General features: G+C 70.9%; 23 protein-coding genes. 17 read left to right on the top strand and 6 right to left on the bottom strand.

What is annotated here, in order from left to right:
• Positions 1-2: 2 nt before the first annotated feature.
• The 5 genes from ACODT0_RS08165 to ACODT0_RS08145 are packed head-to-tail and all read left to right on the top strand — an operon-like array spanning position 3 to position 4,683.
• Complete coding sequence (locus ACODT0_RS08165) at positions 3-887, top strand: ABC transporter ATP-binding protein (RefSeq protein ID WP_413761769.1); 885 nt, start codon at positions 3-5, stop codon at positions 885-887.
• Complete coding sequence (locus ACODT0_RS08160) at positions 884-1,666, top strand: ABC transporter permease (protein WP_261215336.1); 783 nt, start codon at positions 884-886, stop codon at positions 1,664-1,666. Before ACODT0_RS08165 ends, ACODT0_RS08160 begins: the two co-directional genes overlap by 4 nt.
• A gap of 17 nt (positions 1,667-1,683) precedes the next feature.
• The gene (locus ACODT0_RS08155; RefSeq protein WP_489041026.1) at positions 1,684-2,100 is read left to right on the top strand and encodes a DUF3830 family protein; all 417 of its coding nucleotides are present in this window, start codon (positions 1,684-1,686) and stop codon (positions 2,098-2,100) included.
• Positions 2,101-2,126: 26 nt separating this feature from the next.
• On the top strand, positions 2,127-3,170 hold the full coding sequence (locus ACODT0_RS08150) for an ABC transporter substrate-binding protein (protein WP_489041025.1): 1,044 nt from the start codon (positions 2,127-2,129) through the stop codon (positions 3,168-3,170).
• A gap of 10 nt (positions 3,171-3,180) precedes the next feature.
• Positions 3,181-4,683 carry an amidohydrolase family protein gene (locus ACODT0_RS08145; RefSeq protein ID WP_489041024.1) on the top strand — a complete coding sequence of 501 codons (1,503 nt, stop codon included), beginning with the start codon at positions 3,181-3,183 and terminating at the stop codon, positions 4,681-4,683.
• 136 nt (positions 4,684-4,819) lie between these two features.
• Here the strand turns inward: ACODT0_RS08145 and ACODT0_RS08140 are convergent, their stop codons facing one another.
• Positions 4,820-5,623: an exodeoxyribonuclease III gene (locus ACODT0_RS08140; RefSeq protein WP_057591267.1), complete on the bottom strand. Its 804-nt coding sequence runs from the start codon at positions 5,621-5,623 to the stop codon at positions 4,820-4,822.
• A gap of 11 nt (positions 5,624-5,634) precedes the next feature.
• On the opposite strand from ACODT0_RS08140, the gene pyrE reads away from it, so the two are divergent.
• Together pyrE and ACODT0_RS08130 are read left to right on the top strand one after the other, a co-directional pair.
• Positions 5,635-6,318 (top strand): orotate phosphoribosyltransferase, encoded by a 684-nt coding sequence (gene pyrE, locus ACODT0_RS08135; RefSeq protein WP_057591266.1) that lies wholly within the window; start codon positions 5,635-5,637, stop codon positions 6,316-6,318.
• A 12-nt stretch (positions 6,319-6,330) separates the two neighbouring features.
• Positions 6,331-7,041: a DUF4124 domain-containing protein gene (locus tag ACODT0_RS08130; protein ID WP_261215356.1), complete on the top strand. Its 711-nt coding sequence runs from the start codon at positions 6,331-6,333 to the stop codon at positions 7,039-7,041.
• Positions 7,042-7,121: 80 nt separating this feature from the next.
• On the opposite strand, the gene gatB is transcribed toward ACODT0_RS08130, so the two are convergent.
• Genes gatB through gatC form a run of 3 tightly spaced genes read right to left on the bottom strand, consistent with a single transcriptional unit; the run spans position 7,122 to position 10,424 of the window.
• The gene (gatB, locus tag ACODT0_RS08125; RefSeq protein ID WP_057591264.1) at positions 7,122-8,612 is read right to left on the bottom strand and encodes an Asp-tRNA(Asn)/Glu-tRNA(Gln) amidotransferase subunit GatB; all 1,491 of its coding nucleotides are present in this window, start codon (positions 8,610-8,612) and stop codon (positions 7,122-7,124) included.
• A 1-nt stretch (position 8,613) separates the two neighbouring features.
• Positions 8,614-10,128 (bottom strand): Asp-tRNA(Asn)/Glu-tRNA(Gln) amidotransferase subunit GatA, encoded by a 1,515-nt coding sequence (gene gatA / locus ACODT0_RS08120; protein WP_489041023.1) that lies wholly within the window; start codon positions 10,126-10,128, stop codon positions 8,614-8,616.
• Positions 10,125-10,424 (bottom strand): Asp-tRNA(Asn)/Glu-tRNA(Gln) amidotransferase subunit GatC, encoded by a 300-nt coding sequence (gene gatC / locus ACODT0_RS08115; RefSeq protein WP_057591262.1) that lies wholly within the window; start codon positions 10,422-10,424, stop codon positions 10,125-10,127. The genes gatA and gatC overlap by 4 nt, the downstream gene beginning before the upstream one ends.
• 224 nt (positions 10,425-10,648) lie before the next feature.
• Between gatC and ACODT0_RS08110 the strand changes: the two genes are divergently transcribed.
• From ACODT0_RS08110 to ACODT0_RS08065, 10 genes are all read left to right on the top strand, one after another.
• Positions 10,649-11,692, top strand: a complete 1,044-nt coding sequence (locus ACODT0_RS08110; RefSeq protein ID WP_057591261.1) for a rod shape-determining protein — start codon at positions 10,649-10,651, stop codon at positions 11,690-11,692.
• Between the two features lie 84 nt (positions 11,693-11,776).
• Positions 11,777-12,784 carry a rod shape-determining protein MreC gene (gene mreC, locus ACODT0_RS08105; RefSeq protein ID WP_057591260.1) on the top strand — a complete coding sequence of 336 codons (1,008 nt, stop codon included), beginning with the start codon at positions 11,777-11,779 and terminating at the stop codon, positions 12,782-12,784.
• Positions 12,781-13,302, top strand: a complete 522-nt coding sequence (gene mreD, locus ACODT0_RS08100; RefSeq protein WP_057591259.1) for a rod shape-determining protein MreD — start codon at positions 12,781-12,783, stop codon at positions 13,300-13,302. Before mreC ends, mreD begins: the two co-directional genes overlap by 4 nt.
• Complete coding sequence (locus tag ACODT0_RS08095) at positions 13,299-14,063, top strand: hypothetical protein (protein ID WP_489041022.1); 765 nt, start codon at positions 13,299-13,301, stop codon at positions 14,061-14,063. The genes mreD and ACODT0_RS08095 overlap by 4 nt, the downstream gene beginning before the upstream one ends.
• 26 nt (positions 14,064-14,089) lie before the next feature.
• The gene (mrdA, locus tag ACODT0_RS08090) at positions 14,090-16,060 is read left to right on the top strand and encodes a penicillin-binding protein 2 (RefSeq protein WP_413761763.1); all 1,971 of its coding nucleotides are present in this window, start codon (positions 14,090-14,092) and stop codon (positions 16,058-16,060) included.
• A 229-nt stretch (positions 16,061-16,289) separates the two neighbouring features.
• Positions 16,290-17,312, top strand: a complete 1,023-nt coding sequence (gene xylF, locus ACODT0_RS08085; RefSeq protein WP_057591256.1) for a D-xylose ABC transporter substrate-binding protein — start codon at positions 16,290-16,292, stop codon at positions 17,310-17,312.
• Positions 17,313-17,412: 100 nt separating this feature from the next.
• On the top strand, positions 17,413-18,603 hold the full coding sequence (locus tag ACODT0_RS08080) for a sugar ABC transporter permease (protein ID WP_057591255.1): 1,191 nt from the start codon (positions 17,413-17,415) through the stop codon (positions 18,601-18,603).
• Positions 18,604-18,605: 2 nt separating this feature from the next.
• Positions 18,606-19,406: an ATP-binding cassette domain-containing protein gene (locus ACODT0_RS08075; RefSeq protein WP_296732839.1), complete on the top strand. Its 801-nt coding sequence runs from the start codon at positions 18,606-18,608 to the stop codon at positions 19,404-19,406.
• 23 nt (positions 19,407-19,429) lie between these two features.
• Positions 19,430-20,584: an ROK family transcriptional regulator gene (locus ACODT0_RS08070; protein WP_489041021.1), complete on the top strand. Its 1,155-nt coding sequence runs from the start codon at positions 19,430-19,432 to the stop codon at positions 20,582-20,584.
• 175 nt (positions 20,585-20,759) lie between these two features.
• Positions 20,760-23,159, top strand: a complete 2,400-nt coding sequence (locus ACODT0_RS08065) for a membrane-bound PQQ-dependent dehydrogenase, glucose/quinate/shikimate family (protein ID WP_489041020.1) — start codon at positions 20,760-20,762, stop codon at positions 23,157-23,159.
• On the opposite strand, the gene ACODT0_RS08060 is transcribed toward ACODT0_RS08065, so the two are convergent.
• Positions 23,156-24,151, bottom strand: coding sequence for a Bug family tripartite tricarboxylate transporter substrate binding protein (locus ACODT0_RS08060; protein WP_489041019.1), 996 nt, complete (start codon positions 24,149-24,151; stop codon positions 23,156-23,158). The two genes, ACODT0_RS08065 and ACODT0_RS08060, sit on opposite strands and share 4 nt — an antisense overlap.
• Before the next feature lie 43 nt (positions 24,152-24,194).
• Positions 24,195-25,067: an isocitrate lyase/PEP mutase family protein gene (locus ACODT0_RS08055; RefSeq protein ID WP_261215388.1), complete on the bottom strand. Its 873-nt coding sequence runs from the start codon at positions 25,065-25,067 to the stop codon at positions 24,195-24,197.
• Positions 25,068-25,146: the final 79 nt, after the last annotated feature.

Here is a 25,146-nt window from a genome sequence, read left to right as displayed (position 1 = left end):
CCATGGAACGAGCCTTCATTCAACTGTCGGACGTGATGCTGCGCTACGGCGGCGGCACCATCGCGCTGGACCACACCACGCTGGGCATCGACAAGGGCGACTTCGTCGCGCTGGTCGGCCCCAGCGGCTGCGGTAAGTCGACCATCCTCAAGCTGGTGGCCGGGCTGCTGCGGCCCAGCGCCGGCGCGGTGATCGCGGGCGGGCGCGAGGTGGGCGCCGTCGGCGTGCGCACGCCCGCGGGCAGCCATGCCTCGGCCGCGCCGCGGCTGCGCATCGGCCTCGCGTTCCAGAACCCGACCATGCTGCCCTGGCTCACGATCCGCGAGAACGTGATGATCCCGCTGAAGATCGTCGAGCCGTTTCGCCAGGACTACCGGCGCAAGAAGCGCGGCGAGTACGCCGAGCGCGCCGACGCGCTGCTGGCCCAGGTCGGCTTGAAGGGCTTCGGCGACAAGCGGCCCTGGCAGCTCTCGGGCGGCATGCTGCAGCGCGCCTCGCTGTGCCGCGCGCTGGTGCACGAGCCCGAGCTGCTGCTGCTCGACGAGCCCTTCGGCGCGCTCGACCAGTTCACGCGCGAGGAGCTGTGGGACATCATGCAGTCGCTGTGGATCGCGCGCCGGCCCACGGTGCTGCTGGTGACGCACGACCTGCGCGAGTCGGCCTACCTGGCCAACCGCATCTGCGTGATGAGCGCGCGGCCGGGCCGCATCCTCGAGACGCGCGAGGTCGGCTTCGCGCGGCCGCGCACGCTCGAGAGCAGCTACGCACCCGAGTTCGCGGCGCTGGTGCAGCAGCTGCGCATGCGCATCGCGCAGGCGCGCCGCGGCGGCGACGCGGTGCCCGAGGCCGTGGCGGCCGAGCCGCTGGTCGCGGAGGTGGCGGCATGAGCGCGATCTCCCCCGTGCTGCGCCAGCGCCTGCTGTCGACCGGCGCGCTGCTCGGCTTCTTCGTGCTGTGGGAGCTGGCCTGCCTGGCCGGCGGCATCTCCGACCTGGTGCTGCCGCGGCCGAGCCAGATCGCCCACGTGCTGCTCGAGAAGATGCCGCTGCTGTGGCCGCACACCGTGCAGACGCTCTACACCACGCTCGCGGGCTTCGTGCTCGGCGTGGCCGCGGGCGTGCTGATCGGCGTGGCCATCGGCTCCTCGAAGCTGGCCTACGACGTGACCTATCCGCTGCTGGTGGGCTTCTCGAGCATTCCGAAGGTGGCGGTGGTGCCGCTGTTCGTGGTGTGGTTCGGGGCCGGCACGGTGCCCGCGATCCTGACCTCGATGGTGATCAGCATCTTCCCGGTGGTGGTCAACGTGGCCACCGGCCTCGCGAGCACCGAGCCCGAGCTCGAGGACGTGCTGCGCGTGCTCGGCGCGCGCAAGCGCGACATCCTCTGGAACGTGGGCCTGCCGCGCACGCTGCCCTACCTGTTCGCCTCGCTCAAGATCGCGATCACGCTGGCCTTCGTGGGCACGGTGCTCAGCGAGACCGTGGCGGCCAACAAGGGCATCGGCACCGTGATGATGATCGCCAGCGGCAACTTCGACGTGCCGATGGTGTTCGCGGGCCTGTTCCTGCTCGCGGCGATGGGCGTGCTGCTCTATGCGGTGTCGGCCCTCGTCGAACGGCGCATGACGGGCTGGGCCCAGCGCAAGACCGACATGGCCATGGCCTGAACCAAGGACGACCCCCCATGACTTCCACACGCATCCTCATCACCGCGGGCGACCTGCGCTTCGTGGCCCAGACCCATCCCGACGCGCCGCTCACCGTGGCCGCGTTCTCGAAGCTGCTGCCCTACCGGCAGAAGCTCATCCACGTGCGCTGGAGCGGCGAGGGCTGCTGGGTGCCGCTGGGCGACTTCCAGCTCGGGGTGGGCTTCGAGAACCACACCAGCCATCCCTCGGTGGGCGACATCCTGTTCTATCCCGGCGGCTACAGCGAGACCGAGATCATCCTGGCCTATGGCGCCTGCAGCTTCTCGAGCCGCATGGGCCAGCTCGCGGGCAACCACTTCCTGAGCATCGTCGAGGGGCGCGAGCAGTTGCGCGAACTCGGCCGGCGGGTGCTGTGGGAGGGCGCGCAGGACGTGCTCTTCGAGGCCGCCTGAACTTCACGCAAGACCAAGGAGCTGCCATGCTGCAAACCCTCTCGCGCCGCGGCGCACTCGCGGCCCTGCCCGCGCTGGCGGCCGCGCTCGGCGCGCCGCGTGCCTTCGCGCAGGCACCCACGCCGATCAAGTTCGTGCTCGACTGGAAGCTGCAGGGCATCCATGCCTGGTACTACCTCGCGCAGGACCGCGGCTACTTCGCGGCCGAGAAGCTGGCCGTGAGCATCGACCAGGGCGACGGCTCGGCGGCCGCCGTCACCAAGGTGATGAACGGCGCCTACCAGGCCGCCTTCGGCGACATGAACGCCATCGTGCAGAACGCCGCCACGCGGCCGGCCGACGCGCCCGTGATGGTCTACATGCTCTACGACCGCGCGCCCTTCGCGCTGATCGTGAAGGCGTCGGGACCGATCAAGACGCTCAAGGACCTCGAGGGCCGCACGCTCGGCAGCCCGGCCGGCGGCGCCGCGGCGCGCATGTTCCCGGTGATCGCGGCGCGCGCGGGCATCGACCCGGCCAAGGTGCAGTGGACCGGCATGGCGCCCAACCTGCAGGAGCAGATGCTGCTCAAGGACCATGTCGACGGCTCGGCCGTGTTTTCGGTCACCAGCTACATGAACCTGGTGGCGCAGGGCGTCGACCCCGACCGCGACATCCGCTGGTTCCACTATGCCGACCATGGCGTGGACCTCTACGGCAACGGCGTGATGGTGTCGCGCGCGCTGCTGCGCGACAGGCCCGAGGCCGTGGCCGGGCTGGTGCGTGCGATCCACCGCGCGGTGCTCGACACCATCGCCGATCCCGACGCGGCCATCGCCGCGCTCGCCAAGCGCGAGCCGCTGCTCGATGCCGCGCTCGAGAAGCGGCGCCTGCTCTACACGCTGCGCACCGTGATGCTGACGCCCTCGGTCGCGCAGGCCGGCATCGGCGATGTCGACGATGCGCGCATGGGCCGCGCCATCGCGCAGCTGCGCACCGCCTTCGAGCTGCCGCGCGCGCCCGCGCCCGGCGAGGTGTTCGACCGGCGCTTCCTGCCGCCCGCGGCCGCGCGCCGAGTGGTGGCGAGCTGAGGCGTCGCGCATGAGCCTCGCCCCGCACCCCGACGCCATCGACTGCGCCTGGCTGCTGGCCGAGCCGGGCCTGCGGCCCGCGCAGGCCGGCATGCGCATCGCGCTCGAGGGCGAGCGCTTCGGCGCGATCGCGCCGCGCGATGCCGCCGGCCCCGCGCCGCGCCGGCTCGCGCTGCCGGCGCTGGCCAATGCGCACGACCATGCGCGCACCTTCCGCAGCGCCACGCTCGGCGCCTTCGGCCAGCCGCTCGAGAGCTGGCTGCCCTTCCTGGGCACGGTGCCGGGCATGGACCCCTACCTCTGCGCCGCCACCTCGTTCGCGCGTTCGCTGCGCCATGGCGTGACGCACCTGATGGTCCACTACACGCGCGTGCAGGGCGGCATGGACTACGTCGACGAGGCGCGCGCGGTGGCGCGGGCCGCGCGCGACGTGGGCGTGCGCATCGGCTTCGCGGTCGCGATGCGCGACCGCCACGGCATCGCCTACGACGACGATGCCGCCGTGCTGGCCCTGCTGCGCCCCGGCATCCGCGACGCGGTGGCGCGGCGCCTCGCGGTGCAGCCCGTCGAGCCCGCGCGGCAGCTCGCGCAGGTCGACGCCGTGGCGCGCATGGTCGAGGAGGAGGGCCTGGGCGCGCACGTCACCGTGCAGTACGGGCCCACTGCGGTCCAGTGGTGCGGCACGCCGCTGCTCGAGGCCATCGCGCGCGCTTCGGCCGATACCGGCCGGCCGGTCCACATGCACCTGCTCGAGACGCGCTACCAGCGCGACTGGGCCGATGCCCACCATCCGGGCGGCATCGTGCGCTTCCTCGATGCGATCGGCCTGCTGAGCCCGCGCCTCACGCTCGCCCACTGCACCTGGGCGCGGCCCGACGAACTCGCGCTGATCGCCGAGCGCGGCGCCACCATCGCCGTCAACACCAGCTCGAACCTCGGCCTCCAGTCGGGCATCGCGCCGCTGGCCGAGATGCTGCGCCAGGGCTGCCGCGTGGCCATGGGGCTGGACGGCATGGCCTTCGACGAGGACGACGACGCCCTGCGCGAGATGCGCCTGGCCTACGCGCTGCACCGCGGCTGGGGCTACGAGCGCGCGATGACCCCGGCCCAGCTCTGGTCCTTCGCGGCCGGCCACGGCCCGCGCAGCGTGGGCGGCGCGCTGGTGTCGGGCGGCCGCATCGCGACCGGCGCCCCGGCCGACCTGGTGCTGCTGGACCTCGAGGCGCTCGACGATGACGCGCTGTTCGACGACATCGACCCGCTCGAGCTGGTGCTGGCCCGCGCCAGCGGCCGTCACGTGGCGCAGGTGCTGGTCGGCGGGCGGCTGGCGGTCGATGCCGGACGGGTGCTGGGCATCGACGAGCCCGCGCTGCGCGCCGAGCTGCTGGCGCGCATGCGCGCGGCGCTGGCGGCCGACCCCTCGCATGCGCAATGGCGCCGCACGCTGGGGGCGCTGGCGGAGGACCTGGGGCCGCTGTACCGCGAGGGGCGGATCGGGCGCTGCTGCGGCTGAAATCGGACAGCCGAACGCAGAAGGAAGACCAAAGCGCGCAGAGGTCGCAGAAGGGTCCAAGAAAATTTGGCTGTTCCTTCTGCGACCTCTGCGTAACCTTCGCGCCCTCTGCGTTCGGCTGCCCGTTCCCGATTTCCTAGAGCGTGAAGTCGTACTCCAGCGTGATCGGCGCGTGGTCGCTGAACTTGATGGTCTTGAAGATCTGCTCGGTGCGCGCGAGCGCGGCGGTCTTGGGCGTGGCGAGGTGGTAGTCGAGCCGCCATCCCACGTTGTTGGCATAGGCCTGGCCGCGGTTGCTCCACCAGGTGTAGGCCTCGCCGGTGGTGTCGGGCTTGAGCATGCGGTAGACGTCGACCAGCCCCGCGCCCTCGGCGCCGGCGTCGAGCAGCTTCGTCATCCAGGCGCGTTCCTCGGGCAGGAAGCCGCTGTTCTTCTGGTTGCCGCGCCAGTTCTTGAGGTCGATCTCCTTGTGGGCGATGTTGATGTCGCCGCACAGCACGAACTCGCGCTGCTTCTTCAGCGCCACCAGGTGCGGGAAGAAGCCCTTGAGGAAGCGGAACTTGGCCTGCTGGCGCTCCTCGCCCGAGCTGCCGCTCGGGAAATAGCAGCTGATGACCGAGAACTTGCGCTTCGGCGTGTCGAAGCGCAGCTCGAGGTAGCGGCCCTCGGCGTCGAATTCGGCGTCGCCCCAGCCCACCACCACCTCGCTGGGCACGTGCTTCGTGTAGATCGCGGTGCCCGCATAGCCCTTCTTCTCGGCAAAATGGAAGTGGCCCTTGAGGCCGGCCATCTCCTCGAAGCGGCCTTCGATGTCGCTGGCCTGGACCCGGATCTCCTGCATGCAAATACAATCCGGCGCCAATTCGGCCACCCAGTCGGCAACGCCCTTGGTGGCGGCCGAACGCAGGCCATTGAGATTGAGACTGGTCAGTTTGAACACAAGGAATTCCGATGGCTGTAGATGGTGAGAAAAGCAGTGCGGTGGCGCAGGACTTCGTCCAGTTCGCGCTCGACGCGGGCGTGTTGCGCTTCGGCGAGTTCAAGACCAAGGCCGGCCGCATGAGTCCTTATTTCTTCAATTCGGGCCTCTTCGACGACGGCGCCAAGATCGCGCGGCTCGCGGGATTCTATGCAGACCGCCTGATCGAGAGCGGGCTCGAGTTCGACATGATCTTCGGCCCGGCCTACAAGGGCATCCCGCTGGGCGCCACGGTGGCGGCCGAGCTCGCGCGGCGCGGCCGCAACGTGCCCTTCGCCTACAACCGCAAGGAAGCCAAGGCGCACGGCGAGGGCGGCAACCTGGTCGGCGCGCCGCTCAAGGGCCGGGTGCTGATCGTCGACGACGTGATGTCCGCGGGCACCGCGGTGCGCGAATCGATCGCCGCGATCCAGGCCGCGGGCGCGGTGCCGCACGCGGTGGCGATCGCGCTCGACCGGCAGGAGAAGGCGACCGAGAACGGCGTCGACGTGGACCACAGCGCGGTGCAGTACGTGCGCAACCAGCTCGGCCTGCAGGTGGTGGCGATCGCCACCCTCGACGACCTGCTGAGCTACCTCTCGGGCGACGCGGCCGCCGACCTCGGCACCCACCGCGAGCGCGTGCTCGCCTACCGCACGCGCTACGGCGCGCTCTGAAGGAAACCCCCGATGCACCGCCCGCCGCACCACGCCGGCCACAGCCGATTCCGCGCCATCGGAAACGCCCGTGCCGCGCTGGCCGTGGTGCTCGCCGCCGGCTGCACGCTGGCGCTGGCCCAGGCGCAGAAGGGCGCGCCCGTGCCCGGCGCCGCGGGCATCTATTCGTGCGTCGATGCCAAGGGCCGCACGCTGACGGCCGACCGGCCGATCGCCGAGTGCAGCGACCGCGAGCAGCGCGAACTGAGCCCGAGCGGCATGACGCGGCGCCGGCTCGAGCCCACCTACACGGCGCGCGAGCAGGCCGAGCGCGAGGACCGCGCGCGCGAGGCCGCGGTGCAGGCCGCGCGCATCGCCGACGAGCGCCGGCGCGAGCGCGCGCTGCTGATCCGCTACCCGAACGCCGCCGCCCACGAGCGCGAGCGCGGCGAGGCGCTGGTGCAGGTCGACGCGGTGATCCAGGCGGCGCGCAAGCGGCTGTCCGAACTGGCCGACGACCGCAAGAAGATCGACGAGGAGCTCGAGTTCTACAAGGGCGACGCGAGCAAGGCGCCCGGCGTGCTGCGGCGCCGGCTCGACGACAACGCCAAGAGCGTGGCGGTGCAGAACCGCTTCATCGGCGAGCAGGAAGACGAGAAGAAGCGCGTCAACGCGCGCTTCGACGAGGAGCGCGTGCGGCTCAAGCAGCTGTGGTCGGGCGATACCGCGACCACCGCGCGCTGACCGGCATCCCCCCAAAGAAAAAACGGTGAAGCGGCCCGCGCGGGGCCCGCTTCACCGTCGTGCCGGGGCGAAGCCCGGGCTCAGGCCAGCTTGGCCTTCAGCAGTTCCGTGACCTGCGCGGGGTTGGCCTTGCCGCCGCTGGCCTTCATGACCTGGCCCACGAGGCCGTTGAGCGCCTTCTCCTTGCCGCCGCGGTACTCCTCGACGTTCTTGGCGTTCTTCGCGATCACCTCGTCGAGGATCGCGTCGAGCGCGCCGGCGTCGTTCATCGGCTTCAGGTCCTTGGCCTCGATGATCGCGTCGACGTCGCTGCCTTCGCCGGTCCACAGTGCCTCGAAGACCTGGCGCGCGGCATTGTTCGGCAGGGTGCCGTCGGCGATGCGCTTCACGAGCTGGCCGAGCTGCGCGGCGCTGACCGGCGCGGCCTCGATGCCGATCTCCTGGGCATTGAGGCGGCGTGCGATCTCGCCGGTGATCCAGTTGCTCGCGAGCTTCGGCGTGGCGCCGGCCTTCACCGCGTCGTCGAAGTAGCGCGCGAGCGCGGGGCCCTGCGTGAGCTGCGCGGCGTCGTATTCCGAGAGGCCGTGGTCGCGCACATAGCGCTCGGCCATCACGCGCGGCAGCTCGGGCATCTCGGCCTTCACGCGCTCGATCCAGTCGGCGGCGATCACCAGCGGCGGCAGGTCGGGGTCGGGGAAGTAGCGGTAGTCGGACGAGTCTTCCTTGGCGCGCATCGCGCGCGTCTCGCCGGTGTCGGGATTGAACAGCACGGTGGCCTGCTCGATCTTGCCGCCGTCCTCGAGCGTGTCGATCTGCCAGCTGATCTCGTAGTCGATCGCCTGCTGCATGAACTTGAAGCTGTTCAGGTTCTTGATCTCGCGGCGCGTGCCGAGCTTCTCGCCGGGGCGGCGCACCGAGACGTTGGCGTCGCAGCGGAAGCTGCCTTCCTGCATGTTGCCGTCGCAGATGCCGATCCAGGTCACGATCTTGTGCAGCTCCTTCGCATAGGCCACGGCCTCGGCGGTGGAGCGCATGTCGGGCTCGGTCACGATCTCGAGCAGCGGCGTGCCGGCGCGGTTCAGGTCGATGCCGCTCTGGCCCACGAAGTCCTCGTGCAGCGACTTGCCCGCGTCCTCCTCGAGGTGGGCGCGCACCAGGCGCACGGTCTTCTGTTCCTCGCCGACGAAGAAGCTCACCGAGCCGCCCTGCACCACGGGGATCTCGAACTGGCTGATCTGGTAGCCCTTGGGCAGGTCGGGATAGAAGTAGTTCTTGCGCGCGAACACGCTGCGCGGCGCGATGTGCGAACCGAGCGCGAGGCCGAGCCGGATCGCGCGTTCGACCGCGCCCTTGTTCATCACGGGCAGCGTGCCGGGCAGCGCGAGATCGACCGCGCAGGCCTGCGTGTTGGGCTCGGCGCCGAAGGCCGTGGAGGCGCGGCTGAAGATCTTGCTCGCGGTCGAGAGCTGGGCGTGGGTCTCGAAGCCGATGATGACTTCATAGCCGCGCACCAGCGGGCCGGTCGGGCGGCCCTGTTGCTGTGCTTCGAAGGTGTTCACTGTCTCGCTCATGTCAGAAGCCCTCCGGCGTGCGCGCATGCCAGTCGGTGGCCAGCTGGAAGCGGTGCGCCGCGTTGAGCAGCTTCGCTTCGCCGAAGTAGTTGCCGATCAGCTGCAGGCCCACGGGCATGCCGCCGTCGAAGCCCACCGGCAGGCTCATGCCGGGCAGGCCGGCCAGCGAGGCCGGCAAGGTGAAGATGTCGGCCAGGTAGTCGGCCACGGGATCGTCGCCGTGCTCGCCGATCTTCCAGGCGGTGGTCGGCGCGGCCGGGCCGGCGATCACGTCGCACTGCGCGAAGGCCTGCTGGAAGTCGTCGGCGATCATGCGGCGCACCTTCTGCGCCTGCAGGTAGTAGGCGTCGTAGTAGCCGTGCGAGAGCACGTAGGTGCCGATCATGATGCGGCGCTTGACCTCGTCGCCGAAGCCTTCGGCGCGCGTGCGCTCGTACATCTGCGTGAGCGCGGTCTTCTTGCTCGCGGGGTCGAGGAAGTCCTTGGCGCGGTGGCCGAACTTCACGCCGTCGAAGCGGCTCAGGTTGCTCGAGGCCTCGGCCGCGGCAATGATGTAGTAGACGGGAATCGACAGCTCGGTGCGCGGCAGCGAGACCTCGACGCGCTTGGCGCCGAGCTTCTCGTACTGCAACAGCGCTGCATCGATGGCGGCGCGCACGCCGGGTGCCACGCCCTCGCCGAAGAACTCCTTCGGCACGCCGATGCGCAGGCCCTCGAGCGAGTCGTTCAGCGCGCGGCCGAAGTTCTCGGCCGGGCGGTCGAGCGAGGTCGAGTCGCGGTCGAGGTCGGGGCCGCAGAAGGCCGACAGCAGCAGCGCGCAGTCCTCGGCCGAGCGGGCCATCGGGCCGGCCTGGTCGAGGCTGGAGGCGAAGGCCACCATGCCGTAGCGCGAGGCGCGGCCGTAGGTGGGCTTGATGCCGGTCACGCCGCAGAACGAGGCCGGCTGGCGGATCGAGCCGCCGGTGTCGGTGCCGGTGGCGGCCGGCGCGAGGCGCGCGGCCACGGCGGCCGCGCTGGCGCCCGAGGAGCCGCCCGGGATGCGCTCGAGGTTCCAGGGGTTGCGCACCGGCACGGCCCGGTCGTGGCCGACGGCGGGCACGGCCACGTTCTCGTTGGCCGAGCCCATCGCGAACTCGTCGCAGCTGAGCTTGCCCAGCGTGACGGTGCCGGCCTCGGCGAGGCGGCGCACCACGGTGGCGTCGAAGGGCGAGCGGTAGCCCGCGAGCATCTTCGAGCCCGCGGTGGTGGCGAAGTCGGTGGTGGCGAAGATGTCCTTGTGCGCGATCGGCACGCCGGCCAGCGCCGGGGCATTGCCGGCCGCGAGCGACGCGTCGGCCGCGCGGGCCTGGGCCAGCGTGGCGTCCTCGTTCACTTCGACGAAGCTGCCGAGCGCCTGGTGGGCCTTCATGCGGCCGAGAAAGTGCTGCGCGGCCTCGACGGCCGAGACTTCGCGCCCGGCCAGCGCCTTCGCCAGCGCGGCCACCCCGAGTTGGTGCAGGTCCTTGGCGCCGCTCATTCGATCACCTTGGGCACGAGGAACAGGCCGGCTTCGACGGCGGGGGCGCTGCGCTGGTTGGCTTCGCGGTTGTCGGGCTCGCTCACGACGTCCTCGCGCAGGCGCAGGACGATGTCCTCGATGGCGGCCACGGGATGGGCCAGGGGCTCGACGCCGGTGGTGTCGACCGAGCGCATGCGCTCGACCACGTCGAAAAAGCCATTGAGCTGGCTGAGCATGCGCTCGCTTTCGTCGGGGGCGAGCTGCAGCCGCGCCAGGGAGGCGATGCGGGCGATATCGGAAGCGGAAAGGGACATGGTGGAACCGGCCGAAAAACCGGAGGTAAATAGCGCGCCGCAAGGGCCGCCAACACGGGATTCAGAGGGGATTCGGGTATTATCCCGCCTTTGCCGCAACCCCCGCGAACGCGCCGGCTTTTGCTGCAAAAACGATCAAATTCACCCTTCCAGCACCCCCAAAACACCCATAGAGTGAGCGACGTTCTGCCGATGCGCAGCCCGTGCTCCAGAGGATTCCGCACATGTTTGGAGCTTTCCGTCGGTATTTCTCCACCGACCTCGCGATCGACCTCGGCACCGCCAACACGCTCATCTTCGCCCGCAACAAGGGCATCGTGCTGGACGAACCCTCGGTCGTCGCCATCCGCCACGAAGGCGGCCCGCATGGCAAGAAGGTGATCCAGGCCGTCGGCCGCGAGGCCAAGGCCATGCTCGGCAAGGTGCCGGGCAACATCGAAGCCATCCGCCCGATGAAGGACGGCGTGATCGCCGACTTCGTGATCACCGAGCAGATGATCAAGCAGTTCATCAAGATGGTGCACCCGCGCACGCTGCTCACGCCGAGCCCGCGCATCATCATCTGCGTGCCCTGCGGTTCCACCCAGGTCGAGCGCCGCGCCATCAAGGACGCGGCCGAGGCCGCGGGCGCGACCTCGGTCTACCTGATCGAGGAACCCATGGCCGCGGCCATCGGCGCCGGCCTGCCCGTCAGCGAAGCCTCGGGCTCGATGGTGGTCGACATCGGCGGCGGCACCACCGAGGTGGGCGTCATCAGCCTCGGCGGCATGGTCTACAAGGGCTCGGTGCGCGTCGGCGGCGACCGCTTCGACGAGGCCATCATCAACTACATCCGCCGCAACTACGGCATGCTGATCGGCGAGCCCACGGCCGAGGTCATCAAGAAGAGCATCGGCTCGGCCTTCCCGGGCTCCGAGGTCAAGGAAATGGAAGTCAAGGGCCGCAACCTCTCCGAGGGCGTGCCGCGCAGCTTCACGATCAGCAGCAACGAAGTGCTGGAAGCCCTGACCGACCCGCTCAACAACATCGTCTCGGCCGTCAAGAACGCGCTCGAGCAGACCCCGCCCGAACTCGGCGCCGACATCGCCGAGCGCGGCATGATGCTCACCGGCGGCGGCGCGCTGCTGCGCGACCTCGACCGCCTGCTGGCCGAGGAAACCGGCCTGCCGGTGCTGGTCGCCGAGGACCCGCTGACCTGCGTGGTGCGCGGCTGCGGCATCGCCCTCGAGCGCATGGACCGGCTGGGAAGCATCTTCACGAGCGAGTGAATGCAGCGCCGCCTCCATCGGCCGGCCCCCGCTTGCGCGGGCCGGCCTTTTGTCATCTGATGCCGCAGCACCCGACCTGATCCCATGCCCCTGGGCACGCTCGACCGCACCGCGCCACCCCTGTTCAACCAGGGGCCATCGGCGCTGAGCAAGCTGATCTTCTTCAGCACGCTCGCGCTTTTCCTGATGGTGGCGGACGCCCGCTTCCACATCGTGCAGCCGGTGCGCCAGGCCATCGCGGCCGTGCTCTACCCGGTGCAGTGGGTGGCGCTCAAGCCCGTGCAGTTCGTGGTGGGCGCCGGCGGCTACCTCGAGGACCTGCAGACCGCGCAGAAGAACGAGGCCGACGCGCGCAAGGCGCTGATGCTGCAGGCCGAGCGCGCGAGCCAGGCCGACACGCTGGCGCAGGACAACGCGCGGCTGCGCGCGCTGCTCGAGCTGCGCCAGCTGCAGCAGACGCCGGGCCGCGCGGCCGAGGTGCTGTACGACGCGGCCGACCCCTACACGCGCAAGATCGTCATCGACCAGGGCCTGGCCCAGGGCGTGGCGCCGGGTTCGCCGGTGATCGACGCGCAGGGCGTGCTCGGCCAGGTGACGGCGGTGCAGCCCTTCACGAGCGAGGTCACGCTGGTGATCGACCGCGACCTCTCCATTCCCGTGCAGAACACCCGCACCGGCGTGCGCAGCGTGGCCTTCGGCGATGCCTCGGCGCATGGCGGCGGGCTCGAGCTGCGCTTCATGGCCGCCAACGCCGACCTGCAGGAGGGCGACCTGCTGTCCACCAGCGGCGTCGACGGCATCTATCCCGCCGGATTGCCGGTGGCGAAGATCGAGCGCATCGAGCGCCGCGCCGACTCGGCCTTCGCGCGCATCTACTGCGTGCCGCTCGCGCACGTGATGGCCGCGCGCTACGTGCTGGTGCTGCAGCCCACGGGCGCGCCCTCGGCACCGCCGCCGCCGGCCGCGGCCGCGCCGGCGCCGCGCCCGAAGAAGGCCGAGGGCAAGGCCGGCGCGGCCGTCAAGGGCGCGGAGAAGGCGTCCGAGAAGAACGGCGCCGCCGCACCGAAGAAACCCGCGGAGGCCGCGCGATGATCAAGCGACCCGGCCAGCAGCAGCTTCTGCTGCCCGTCAGCCCCGTGTTCATGTGGGGCAGCCTCGTGGTGGCCCTGCTGATCAACATGGTCCCGATCGGCCGCGCCGCCTGGATGCCCGACCTGCTCGCGCTGGCGATCGTGTTCTGGGGCGTGCACCAGCCGATGCGCGTGGGCATCGGCGCCGCCTTCGTCTTCGGCCTGCTGATGGACGTGCACCAGGCCTCGATGCTCGGCCAGCATGCGCTGTCCTACACCACGCTGGGCTTCTTCGCGATCACCATCCACCGGCGCCTGCTCTGGTACCCGGTGCTGTCGCAGGCGCTGCAGGTGCTGCCGCTGTTCGCGCTGTCGCAGCTGATCGAGATCGTCACGCGCATCATCGGCGGCGGGGTGTTCCCGGGCTGGTCGGTACTGATCTCGCCGGCGGTCGAGGCCGCGCTGTGGCCGCTGGCCACCTTCGTGTTGCTGGCGCCGCAGCGCCGCACGCCCGAGCCCGACGAAAACCGCCCCTTGTGACCATGTCCGTCGCCGGGCCTTCCCTGCCGCCGTCCGTGCGGGCCTTCGTGGATGCCGCCGTCGTGGTCGGCGACCTCGGGTTGCCGCAGTGGTATCCCGAGCCCGGCGGCATCGACGCTTTCCAGGTCGGCTACCGCTCGAACGGCAACACCGGCGAGGACCTGAGCAGCGAGGCGCCGGGCCAGTGGCATCCCGCCTGGCTCGCGGTGGCGGCCAACTACTTTCGCGACCCCTACTTCATCGACCTGCGCGAGGCCGACGCGGGCTATCCGGTCTGGTGGGCGCCGGCCTCGGCCGGCCGCTGGACGCCGTCGCCCGTGGCCGCGTCGATCGAGCGCTTCGGCGCGCTGCTGCGCTCGCTGGCGGCGCTGGGCGACGACCCGGGCGCGATGCTCGCGCGCATCGAGCGCGAGCCCGGCACCGGGGGCGCGCCCTGGCGCGAGATCCGCGCCAACCTCGCCGAGGCCATGGACGCGCCCGACGAGGAAGATGAAGAGCCGTCCGCGCCGGTCGACCCCGCGCACTGGACGCGCGGCACGCTGGTGCTGCGCGACGCGGGCGCGCGCCGCGTCGAGGTCGCGCAATGCGTGGTGCGGCTGCTCGGTGTCGCGCCGGCGCGTGCGCTCGCGCTGCTCAAGGCGCCGCCGCTGGAACTGCGCAGCGGTTTCCAAACTCATCTGGAAGCCGACCTGCGCAGCCTGCGCGCGCTCGGCGCCACGGTGGACTTCGTGCCGGTTGCCTCGGCACCGCATGAAGCCTAAGCTCATCCATTGACCGTTCGCCGCCCATGACCGAAATCCGCAACGTCGCCGCCGACCTCGCGCGCTTCAAGCGCCGCGTGATCGTGATCGGCCTCACGGTGCTGTTCGCCTTCGGGCTGCTGTCGTCGCGGCTGATCTACCTGCAGGTCACGCGCCACGAGGACCTGGCCGAGCAGGCCGAGAGCAACCGCACGGCCGTGGTGCCGGTGGTGCCCAACCGCGGGCTGATCCTCGACCGCAACGGCATCGTGCTGGCCTCCAACTACTCGGCCTACACGCTCGAGATCACGCCCTCGAAGGTGGGCGACGTCGAGCAGACCATCGACGACCTGACGCAGGTGGTCGAGGTCTCGCCGCGCGACCGGCGCCGCTTCAAGCGCCTGCGCGAGGACTCGCGCAGCTTCGACTCGATCCCGATCCGCACCCGCCTGAGCGACGAGGAGGTCGCGCGCTTCGCGGCCCAGCGCTACCGCTTTCCGGGGGTGGAGATCAAGGCGCGGCTGTTCCGCAACTATCCGCAGGGCGAGCTCGGCTCGCACGTGCTCGGCTACATCGGCCGCATCAACCAGCGCGAGAAGATCGCGATGGAGGACTGGGACGAGGAAGAGCAGGCCAACTACAAGGGCACGGACTACATCGGCAAGCTCGGCATCGAGCAGAGCTACGAGAAGACGCTGCACGGCCAGACCGGCGTCGAGCAGATGGAGACCTCGGCCGGCGGCCGCGCGGTGCGCCGGCTCGCGAGCCACCCGGCCACGCCGGGCAACACCGTCATGCTGTCGATCGACATCAAGCTGCAGAAGCTGGTCGAGGAGATGTACGGCGACCGGCGCGGCGCGCTGGTGGCGATCGATCCCAAGACCGGCGAGGTGCTGGCCTTCGTGAGCAAGCCCACCTTCGACCCCAACCTGTTCGTCGAGGGCATCGACACAGAGAGCTGGCAGGCGCTGACCGAGTCGATCGACAAGCCGCTGCTCAACCGCGCGCTGCGCGGCACCTACCCGCCCGGCTCCACCTACAAGCCCTTCATGGCGCTGGCCGCGCTGCAGACCGGCAAGCGCGGCGCCAGCGTGGTGGTCAACGACCCCGGCTACTTCAACTTCGGCGGCCACCGCTTCGGCAGCCCCGAGGGCAACCTCGGCGGCGTCGACATGCGTCGTTCGATCCAGCTGTCGAGCAACATCTACTACTACTCGCTGGCCAACGAGATGGGCGTGGACCTGATCCACGACTTCATGAAGCCGCTGGGCTTCGGCCAGATCACCGGCATCGACCTCGGCGGCGAGGTGCGCGGCGTGCTGCCGAGCACCGAGTGGAAGCGCAACACCTACAAGCGGCCCGAGCAGAAGAAGTGGTACGCGGGCGAGACCATCTCGCTGGGCATCGGCCAGGGCTACAACAACTTCACCATGCTGCAGCTCGCGCAGGCCACGGCGATCGTGGCCAACGGCGGCATCAAGCACAAGCCGCACCTCGCGCTCGCCACGCGCGACACCGTCAGCGGCCAGGTGGTGCCGTTGCCGCAGCCGCCGGGCATGAACCTGGGCCTCACGGCGGCCAACATCGCCGTCATCCGCGAGGGCCTGACCAGCGTGGTCACCAGCGGCACTGCGCGCAGCGTGTTCGCGGGCGCCGCCTACCAGGCCGCCGGCAAGACCGGCACGGCGCAGGCCGTGACGCAGGCGCAAAACACCAAGTACAACGCGCGCGCGCTCGAGGAGCACCAGCGCGACCACGCGCTGTTCATGGCCTTTGCGCCGGTCAACGATCCCAAGATCGCGCTCGCCGTGATCGTCGAGAACGCCGGCTGGGGCGCGGGCGCGGCCGCGCCGATCGCGCGCCGCGTGTTCGACTACTGGCTCGCCGACCAGTACCCGAGCGAGGCCGACATGGCGGCCGTGCGCATCGGCAAGGCCGGCGCGCCGATGGGCAAGCCGCGCGTGGCCAGCGAGGTCGCCTGGCCCGCCGCGGCGCCGACGAACGCGCCCGCGCCCTGAGCGGGGCGCTTCCTTTCCTCTCCCTGCGTCCCGCTCGGGGAATTCCCCGATGCCCCCGCCGCGCCTGCGATGGGATAGTTAGTTCGCCAGCCAAACTAAGTAGCGCCAAGGTTCTCAATCGGGTCCGTGGCGAACCACAGGCGTGGCATGGGGCGGGTCCCGGCCTTCGAGCGCCGATCCCGAAGCACAGGCCGCCTGCACCGGGCGACTCAACACTGGAGAGACATCGATGCAACTGAAACACACCCTGGCCGCGATGGCCTTCGGTCTGACGGCCGTGGGCGCCATGGCCCAGACCGTGGTCGGCGTGAGCTGGTCCAACTTCCAGGAGGAACGCTGGAAGACCGACGAGGCCGCGATCAAGGCCCAGCTCGAGAAGCAGGGCGCCAAGTACATCAGTGCCGATGCGGGCGGCTCGCCCGAGAAGCAGCTCGGCGACATCGAGGGCCTGATGGCCAAGGGCGCGAAGGCGCTGATCGTGCTGGCGATGGACAAGGACGCGATCCTGCCCGCCGTGACCAAGGCCACGCGCCAGAAGGTGCCCGTGGTGGCCTACGACCGCCTGATCGAGGCGCCCGGCGTGTTCTACATCACCTTCGACAACGTCGAGGTCGGCCGCATGGAGGCGCGCGAGGTGCTCAAGGTCAAGCCCAAGGGCAACTACGTGATCATCAAGGGCTCGCCGGCCGACCCGAACGCCGACTTCCTGCGCGCGGGCCAGCAGGAGGTGCTGGCCGAGTCGATCAAGAAGGGCGACATCAAGATCGTCGGCGACGAATACACCGAGGGCTGGAAGCCCGAGGTGGCGCAGAAGAACATGGAGCAGATCCTCACCAAGAACGGCAACAAGGTCGATGCCGTGGTGGCCGCCAACGACGGCACGGCCGGCGGCGCGGTGGCCGCGCTCACGGCCAAGGGCCTGCGCGGCGTGCCGGTGTCGGGCCAGGACGCCGACTTCGCGGCGCTCAACCGCATCGCGCTGGGCACGCAGACCGCCACCATCTTCAAGGACTCGCGCGAGCTCGGCCGCGAGGCCGCGAGCGCCGCGCTGGCGCTGGCGCAGGGCAAGCCGGTGGAGAAGGCCGGCACCTGGAACTCGGGCCCGAAGAAGGTCTCGCTGTCCTCGCGCCTGCTGACGCCGGTGCCGGTCACGCGCGACAACCTCGACGTGGTCGTCAAGGCCGGCTGGATCAAGAAGGACGAGCTCTGCAAGGGCGTCTCGGGCGCGAACGCGCCGGCGGCCTGCAAGTAAACGGCAGACCGGGGCGCAGCGCGCTGCGCTGCGCCTCCTCCTTCCACGGGCCGGCCCCGCGCGCGGCCGCCCATCCCCTTCTTTCCGAGGGAGTCCTCCCATGAGCAATCCAACCCCCGGCTGGTGGCGGCGCAGCGGCGTCGACCTGCGGCTCGTGCTGATGTGCGTGCTGCTGGTGGCGCTGGCGATCGGCTTCAACCTGATGTCCGGCGGCGTGTTCCTCACGCCCGAGAACCTCTACAACGTGGCCCAGCAGACGGCCGTGGTCGGCATCGTCTCGACCGTGATGGTGCTGATCATCGTGGCGCGCCACATCGACCTGTCGGTCGGTTCGGTGATGGGCTTCGTGGGCGTGCTGATCGCCTACCTGCAGTACACCTCGGGCTGGTCCTGGCCCACGGCCTGCCTCGCGGGGCTCGCGGTGGCGCTGCTGGTGGCCATCTACCAGGGCTGGCTCACGGCGGTGCTCGGCGTGCCCTCGTTCGTGGTCACGCTCGGCGGCCTGATGTCGTTCCGCGGCGCGGCCTTCCTGGTGGCCGACGGCAAGACCCAGCCGGTCAACGACGAGTTCTTCCAGCGCCTGGGCGGCGGCTACGACGGCGGCATCGGCGTCACGGCCAGCTGGGCGATCGCGGGGCTGGTGGCCGTGGTGCTGTTCGCGCGCATGGTGCAGAAGCGGCGCGCGCGCACGCGCCACGAGATGCCCAACGAGCCGCTGTGGATCGAGTTGCTGCTGACCGCGGTGCCGGCCGCCGTGGTGCTGCTTTTCGCGGCCGTGATGAACCACTACAAGATCGACTCGAAGGACGCGCCGCAGGGCATCCCGATCCCGGTGCTGATCTGGGCCGTGGTGGCGATCGTGCTGTCGTTCATCGTGCACCGCACGCGCTTCGGCCGCTACGTCTTCGCGATGGGCGGCAACCCCGATGCGGCGGCGCTGGTGGGCATTCCGGTCAAGCGCGTCACGCTGATGCTGTTCGCGCTGCTCGCGGTGCTGGTGACCATCGCGGCCATCGTCTCGATCGCGCGGCTGAACGCCGGCACCAACTCGCTGGGCACCGGCATGGAGCTCTACGTGATCGCCGCGGCCGTCATCGGCGGCACCGCGCTGGCCGGCGGCAGCGGCTCGATCTTCGGCTCGGTGCTGGGCGCGCTGATCATGCAGTCGCTCGACAGCGGCATGCTGCTGCTCGACGTGCCCATCGGCAAGCGCATGGTGATCATCGGCCAGGTGCTGATCGTGGCCGTGGTGTTCGACGTGCTCTATCGCCGCAAGTTCGGGGAGAACTGAAGATGGCCGACATCGACAAGACCCGGCCGCTGGTCGAGCTGCAGGAGATCCGCAAGGCCTTCGGCGGCGTGAAGGCGGTCGACGGCGTGAGCGTCAACCTCTATCCCGGCGAAGTGGTGGCGCTGCTGGGCCACAACGGCGCCGGCAAGTCCACGCTGATGAAGATGCTCGCGGGCGCCTACCCGATCGATTCGGGCGAGGTGCGCATCGCGGGCGACAGAGTCAACATCCGCACCCCGGCCGAGGCGCAGGCGCAGGGCATCGAGACCATCTACCAGACGCTGGCGCTGGCCGACAACCTCGACTCGGTGGCCAACCTGTTCCTGGGCCGCGAGAAGATGACGGCCTGGAACACGCTCGACGACCACTTCATGGAAGTGCAGGCGCGCAAGGTGTTCCAGCGCCTGAACAAGAACTTCACCAACATCCGCATCCCGGTGCGCCGCCTCTCGGGCGGCCAGCGCCAGGTGGTGGCGATCTCGCGCGCGCTGTACTTCAACGCGCGCATCCTGATCATGGACGAGCCCTGCGCCGCGCTCGGCCCCGAGGAGACCGCGATGGTCGGCCGGCTCGTGAAGCAGCTCAAGGACGACGGCGTGGGCATCTTCCTGATCACCCACGACATGCCCGACGTGTTCTCGCTGAGCGACCGGCTCGCGGTGATGAAGAACGGCAAGCTGGTCGGCACCTACCGCACCGCCGACGTCACCGAGGACGAGGTGCTCGGCATGATCATCGCGGGCAAGCGGCCCGAGGGCCGCGAGCAGGCGCCGCACGCGGCGACGGCGGTGGCCGCGGCCTGAGGCTTTCCCATCCGGCCCCGCGCATGAAGACCATCGGCGACCAGCAACTGCTCAAGCGCATGAACCGCAGCGTGCTGCTGCGGCTCCTGCGCGCGCAGCCGGGGCTGTCGCGTGCTCGGCTCGCGAGCGAGAGCGGCCTCACCAAGTCGACCGTGAGCCTGCTGGTGCGCGAGCTGCTCGACGAAGGCTGGCTCAGCGAATCGGGCGCCGCGGTGGCCGACGGGCTCGGGCGGCCCTCGACCCCGCTGCAGATCAATGTCGGCGTGCGCGCGCTCATGGGCATCGAGATCGCGGTCGACACGGCGCGGCTGGCCTGCGTCTCGCTGCAGGGCGAGGTGTTGCATTCCGACGAGCAGGCGCTGGCCGACAGCGCGCCGGCCGGCACCTGCGCGCAGGTCGCGCGCATGGCAGCGGCCGCGCACCGCCGCCTGGCCGAGCGCGGGCTGCGGCTGTCGAGCATCGGCGTGTGCGTGCCGGGCGCGGTCGACGACTGCACCGGCGAGGTCCGCTTCGCGCCCAACCTCGGCTGGCGCAACGTGCGCCTGCTGCCGATGCTCGAGGACGCGCTGGCCGCGGCCGGCCTCACGGGCGTGACGGTGCAGCTGCAGAACGATGCCGATGCCGCCGCGCTCGGCGAGTACGAGTTCGCCGCGGGCGAGGGCGAGGACCCGCTGATCTTCGTCAACTGCGACGTGGGCGTGGGCGCGGGCGTGGTGCTCAACGACCGCCTGTTCACCGGCGCCCAGGGCATGGCCGGCGAGATCGGCCACACCATCCTCGAGCTCGACGGCCCGCCATGCTCGTGCGGCCGGCGCGGCTGCGCCGAGGCCTTCTTCGGCGCCCGCGTGCTGGCGCGCGAGGGCGTGGACATGCCGCGCGCCGCCGCGCTGTTCGGCGTGCTGCTGCAGAACCTCTGGGTCACCTTCAATCCGCGCGCCATCGTGCTCGGCGGCAAGTCCTGCGCCGAGCACCGCGGCTTCGCGCAGGCCGCCTTCGCGAGCGTCAAGCACCATGCCGACGGCGCCGGCATGCCCGCGCCCGAGCTGCGCACCGCGCGCTACGACGCGCTCGCGCCCGCGGTGGGCGCGGCCGCGCTCGCGCTGCACGAGTACCTGCGGCCGCTGCAGCCCGATGCGCGGGCGCGGCGGGCGCGGGCGGCGCTGGGCGCGCGGGCCTGAGCTGCCGGGACTCGCGAGTACCTTCGTCCACGCCGCGCCCGCGCGCTGCATACCTTGGTCCCCGCGCGCGCCATCTGCCGCGCCGCGCCGGGAGGCACATGCGCGAACCGCCTACGCCGGCATGGCGCGCGCGGGACTACGGTGAGGACTTGCCCGCCGTTCCGGAGTCCCCGCCATGCCCTCGTCCACCCGTCCCCGCGCCAGCGCGCTGCTCCTCGTCCTCGCGCTGCTGATCGGACTGGCCGGCCTGGGGCTCGTCGTCGCGGGCGGCTGGCTGATCGCGCTCGGCGGCTCCTGGTACTACCTGCTCGCGGGCCTGGGGCTCGTCGCCACCGCGGCGCTGCTGCCGCGCGGCGGCGGGCGCGGCCTGATGGTCTATGCGCTGGTGGTCGCGGCCACGCTGGCCTGGGCGCTGTGGGAAGTAGGGCTCGCATGGTGGCCGATGGCCGCGCGCGGCGACCTGTTCTTCCTGCTCGGCCTGCTGCTGCTCACGCCCTGGGTCGCGCGTGCGCTCGCGCGGCGCGACGGTGCCGGCATCGTGGCCTCGCGCCGGGCGCTGAGCCTGGTGCTCGCGGCCTTCGCGGTGGCGGCCGTGCTGTCGTGGGTGCGCGGCGACGAGCGTCTCGATGGCATCGCGCCGCAGGCCGATCCGCCCTTCACCAGCGAGGCGCTGCCCCCCGCGGGCGCCGACTGGACCGCCTACGGCGGCACCGCCATGGGCCAGCGCTATTCGACGCTGGGCCAGATCACGCCAGTGAACGTGTCGCAGCTCGAGGAGGCCTGGCACTACCGCACCGGCGACGTGCGCGGCCAGCCCGGCGATCCCGAGGAGACCACCTTCGAGGTCACGCCGCTGAAGGTCGGCGAGCGGCTGTTCCTCTGCACGCCGCACCAGTCGGTGGTGGCGCTGAATGCCACCACGGGACAGGAGCTGTGGCGCCACACGCCGAAGATCGCGCCCTCGCTCGCGCTGCAGCATCTGACCTGCCGCGGCCTCTCGTACCAGCCGCCGCCGGCCGCGGCCCCGTCGCCCAACCTCTTGGCCGATGGCGCCTGCGCTGCCAAGCTGTTCATGCCCACGGCCGACGGCCGCGTGCTCGCGCTCGATCCCGAGAGCGGCAAGCCCTGCCTGCGCTTCGGCGGCGGCAGCGGCCAGATCGACCTGTGGAAGAACATGCCCAACGTGAAGCCGGGCTCGTACTACGCGACCTCGCCAGTGGTGGTCACGCGCTCGCTGATCGTGGTGGGCGGCACCGTGCTCGACAACGTCTCGACGCAGGAGACCTCGGGCGTGATCCGCGCCTTCGACATCGAGACCGGCGCGCTGGTGTGGAACTGGGATTCGGGCCGGCCCGAGGACACCGCGCCGATCGGCCCGGGCCGGACCTACTCCGTCAACTCGCCCAACAGCTGGTCGATCTCGAGCGTGGACGAGAAGCTCGGCATGGTCTACGTGCCCATGGGCAACCAGCCGCCCGACCAGTGGGGCGGCAAGCGCACCGAGGGTGCCGAGCGCTACGCCTCCTCGGTGGTCGCGCTCGACCTCGCGACCGGCCGCGTGCGCTGGCATTTCCAGACCGTGCACCACGACCTCTGGGACTACGACGTGCCCGCGCAGCCCAGCCTGGTCGATCTGCGCGTGGGCAGCGTGCGCGTGCCGGCGCTGGTGCAGCCGACCAAGCAGGGCGAGCTGTTCGTGCTCGACCGCCGCACCGGCCAGCCCGTGGTGCCGGTGCGCGAGCAGGCCGCGCCGCAGGGCGCCGCGCAGGGCGACCGCACCGCGCCGACGCAGCCGGTATCGGGCCTGTCCTTCGACCCGCCCGCGCTGCGGCCGGCCGACATGTGGGGCGCCACCGTGTTCGACCAGCTGGCCTGCCGCATCGCCTTCCACCGGCTGCGCTACGAGGGCCGCTTCACGCCGCCGTCGACGCAGGGCTCGCTGATCTACCCGGGCAACTTCGGTGTCTTCAACTGGGGCGGCGTGGCGGTCGATCCGCAGCGCCAGATCGCGTTCGCCACGCCGGCCTCGCTGGCCTTCGTCTCCACCTTGATCCCGCGCGCCGACGACAGCACGCTCTACGTGCAGGGCGGCAAGCCGCCCGAGGGCAGCCTGCCCGCGCTCAACGAGAACTTCGGCGCGCCCTTCGCGGTGAAGCTCCATCCCTTCACCTCGGCGCTCGGCCTGCCGTGCCAGGCGCCGCCCTGGGGCCACGTGGCCGCCGCCGACCTGCGCAGCGGCCAGATCCTCTGGAAGCACAAGAACGGCACCGTGCGCGACAGCTCGCCGCTGCCGCTGCCCTTCGCGATGGGCGTGCCCAGCCTCGGCGGCCCGATCCTCACGGGCGGCGGCGTGGCCTTCCTCTCGGGCACGCTCGACTACTACCTGCGCGCCTACGACGTGAACAGCGGCAAGGAGCTCTGGCGCAGCCGCCTGCCCGCGGGCGGGCAGGCCACGCCGATGACCTACGAGGGCGGCGACGGCCGCCAGTACGTGGTGGTGGCCGCGGGCGGCCATGGCTCGCTGGGCACGCGCACCGGCGACCACGTGATCGCGTACGCGCTGCCCAAGCGTTAGTCCAGCTGCAGCCCCGCGTCCTGCGCCGCCTTCGGCAGGATCGCGAGTTCGCGCTTGAGCACCTCGGCGAAGGCCTCGGGCGTGTTGCCGGTCGCGGGCGCCACGCCGCCGAGGTCGTTGAGCCGCTTGCGGAAGGCCGGCTCGGCCGTGATCTTGGCGATCTTCTCGCCGAGCAGCTTGACCACCGCGGGCGGCGTCTTCGCGGGCGCGACCACGCCGAACCAGACGTCGAAGTCCACGCCGCCGGGCACGCCCTGCTCGGTCAGGGTCGGCACCTCGGGCCACAGCTCGGAGCGGCCGTTGCGCAGCTGGCCGATGGCCTTGAGCCTGCCCGACTGGATGAAGCTGCGCACGTCGCCCGTGCCCAGCAGGCCCCAGCTCACTTCGTTGGCCATCAGCGCCTGCACCAGCGGCGCGCCGCCCTTGTAGGGCACGTGCGTGAAGTTGCCGTCGGCGTTGGCGTTGAAGGCTTCCGAGGCCAGGTGCGAGAGCCCGCCCGCGCCGGCCGAGCCGTAGGGCATGCCGCCCTTGCCGGCCTTTTTGCCCGCGGCCAGCAGCTCCTGCACGTTCTTGTACGGCGACTTCTCGGGCACCACCAGCAAGAGCGGCGCCAGCGACACGCGCGCGACCGGCACGAAGTCCGAGGCCTGGAAGCCCGCCTTCTTGTAGATGACCGGGTTGATCGACAGCATGCCCGTGAGCGTCACCGCCAGCGTGTGGCCGTCGGCGGGGCTCTGCATCACGTTGACCATGGCGATGTTGCCGCCCGCGCCGGGCCGGTTGTCGACCAGCACGGTCTGGCCCAGCTCCTCCTGCAGGCGCGGGCCCAGCATGCGCGCGGCCACGTCGGTGGCGCCGCCCGGCGGGTAGGGAACGACCAGGCGGATCGGCTTGGTCGGATAGGCCGCGTCCTGCGCCAGGGCGGCGCCGCCGAAGGCCAGCGCCAGGGATCCCGCCGTGAGGACACGGCCGATGAGGGTGAGGGTACGCACGTGTGCTCCTGATTCTTCTGATGGGAAAACGGACGGGGCCGGCTCAGCGGACCTCGTAGTGCGCCTGCCGTTCCTCGAGCGCATGCCAGCCGATGATGTGCTTGAAGTCGGCCATCGAGGTCTGGGCGAAGGGCAGGTCGGCGAAATCGCCCGAGCGGCGGCGCGCCAGTTCGCGCAGGTTGGCCTGCACCGTGTGCACGGTGGTCAAGAGGCCCGCGATCGGATAGCTCGCGAAGGCCGCCACGCTCTCGATCTGTTCGCGCGTCAGCGCCGTCATCCAGGTGCCGGCCATCAGCATCAGCGACAGCCGGCGGCCGCAGGCCTCGCGCAGCTGCACCAGCTGCTCGTAGCGCTCGAAGGTGCGCGAGATCGGCTGGATCAGGTCGGCGCCGGCCTCGGCATAGCGCGCGGCGCGCTCGAGCGCCTCGCCGGGGTCCTGGGCATCGGTGCGCGCGACGATCAGCAGGTCGGGGTCCTGGCGCGCATCGAGCGCGGCCTTGATGCGCGCCACCGCGTCGTCGATGGACACCAGCGTGGAGGGCGCCGCCGCGGCCGGGCAGCGCTTGGGGCTCAACTGGTCCTCGAGCTGCAGCGCCGCGGCGCCGGCCTTCTCGAACTCGCGCACCGCCCGGCCCACGTTGAGCACGCTGCCGTAGCCCGTGTCGGCGTCGACGAAGATCGGCTTGCGCACCACGTTCGCCATGCGGTTCACGGTGGCGACGTTCTCGCTCAGCGTGTAGAGCTCCATGTCGGGCTGGCCCAGCAGCGCGGCGGAAACGCCGAAGCCGGTGCTGAAGATGCCGTCGAACTCGGACTGGTCGACCAGCAGGGCCGACAGCGCGTCCTGCGCGCCGCCGAACCAGAGCGTCGGGCCGTGGGTGATGCGCTGGCGCAGCGCCTGGCGGGATGAGGTCATCGTGTGTCTCCAGAAAAAGGGCGTGGCGACCCGACATGGGCGCTGCGCCATGAACTCACTGCAAAGGAAGAGAAAAGGA

The sequence above is a fragment of the Variovorax sp. FG153 genome (genome assembly GCF_057809595.1).
The sequence above is the reverse complement of the archived record's forward strand: the minus strand, read 5'-3'. Positions and strand labels throughout refer to the sequence as shown.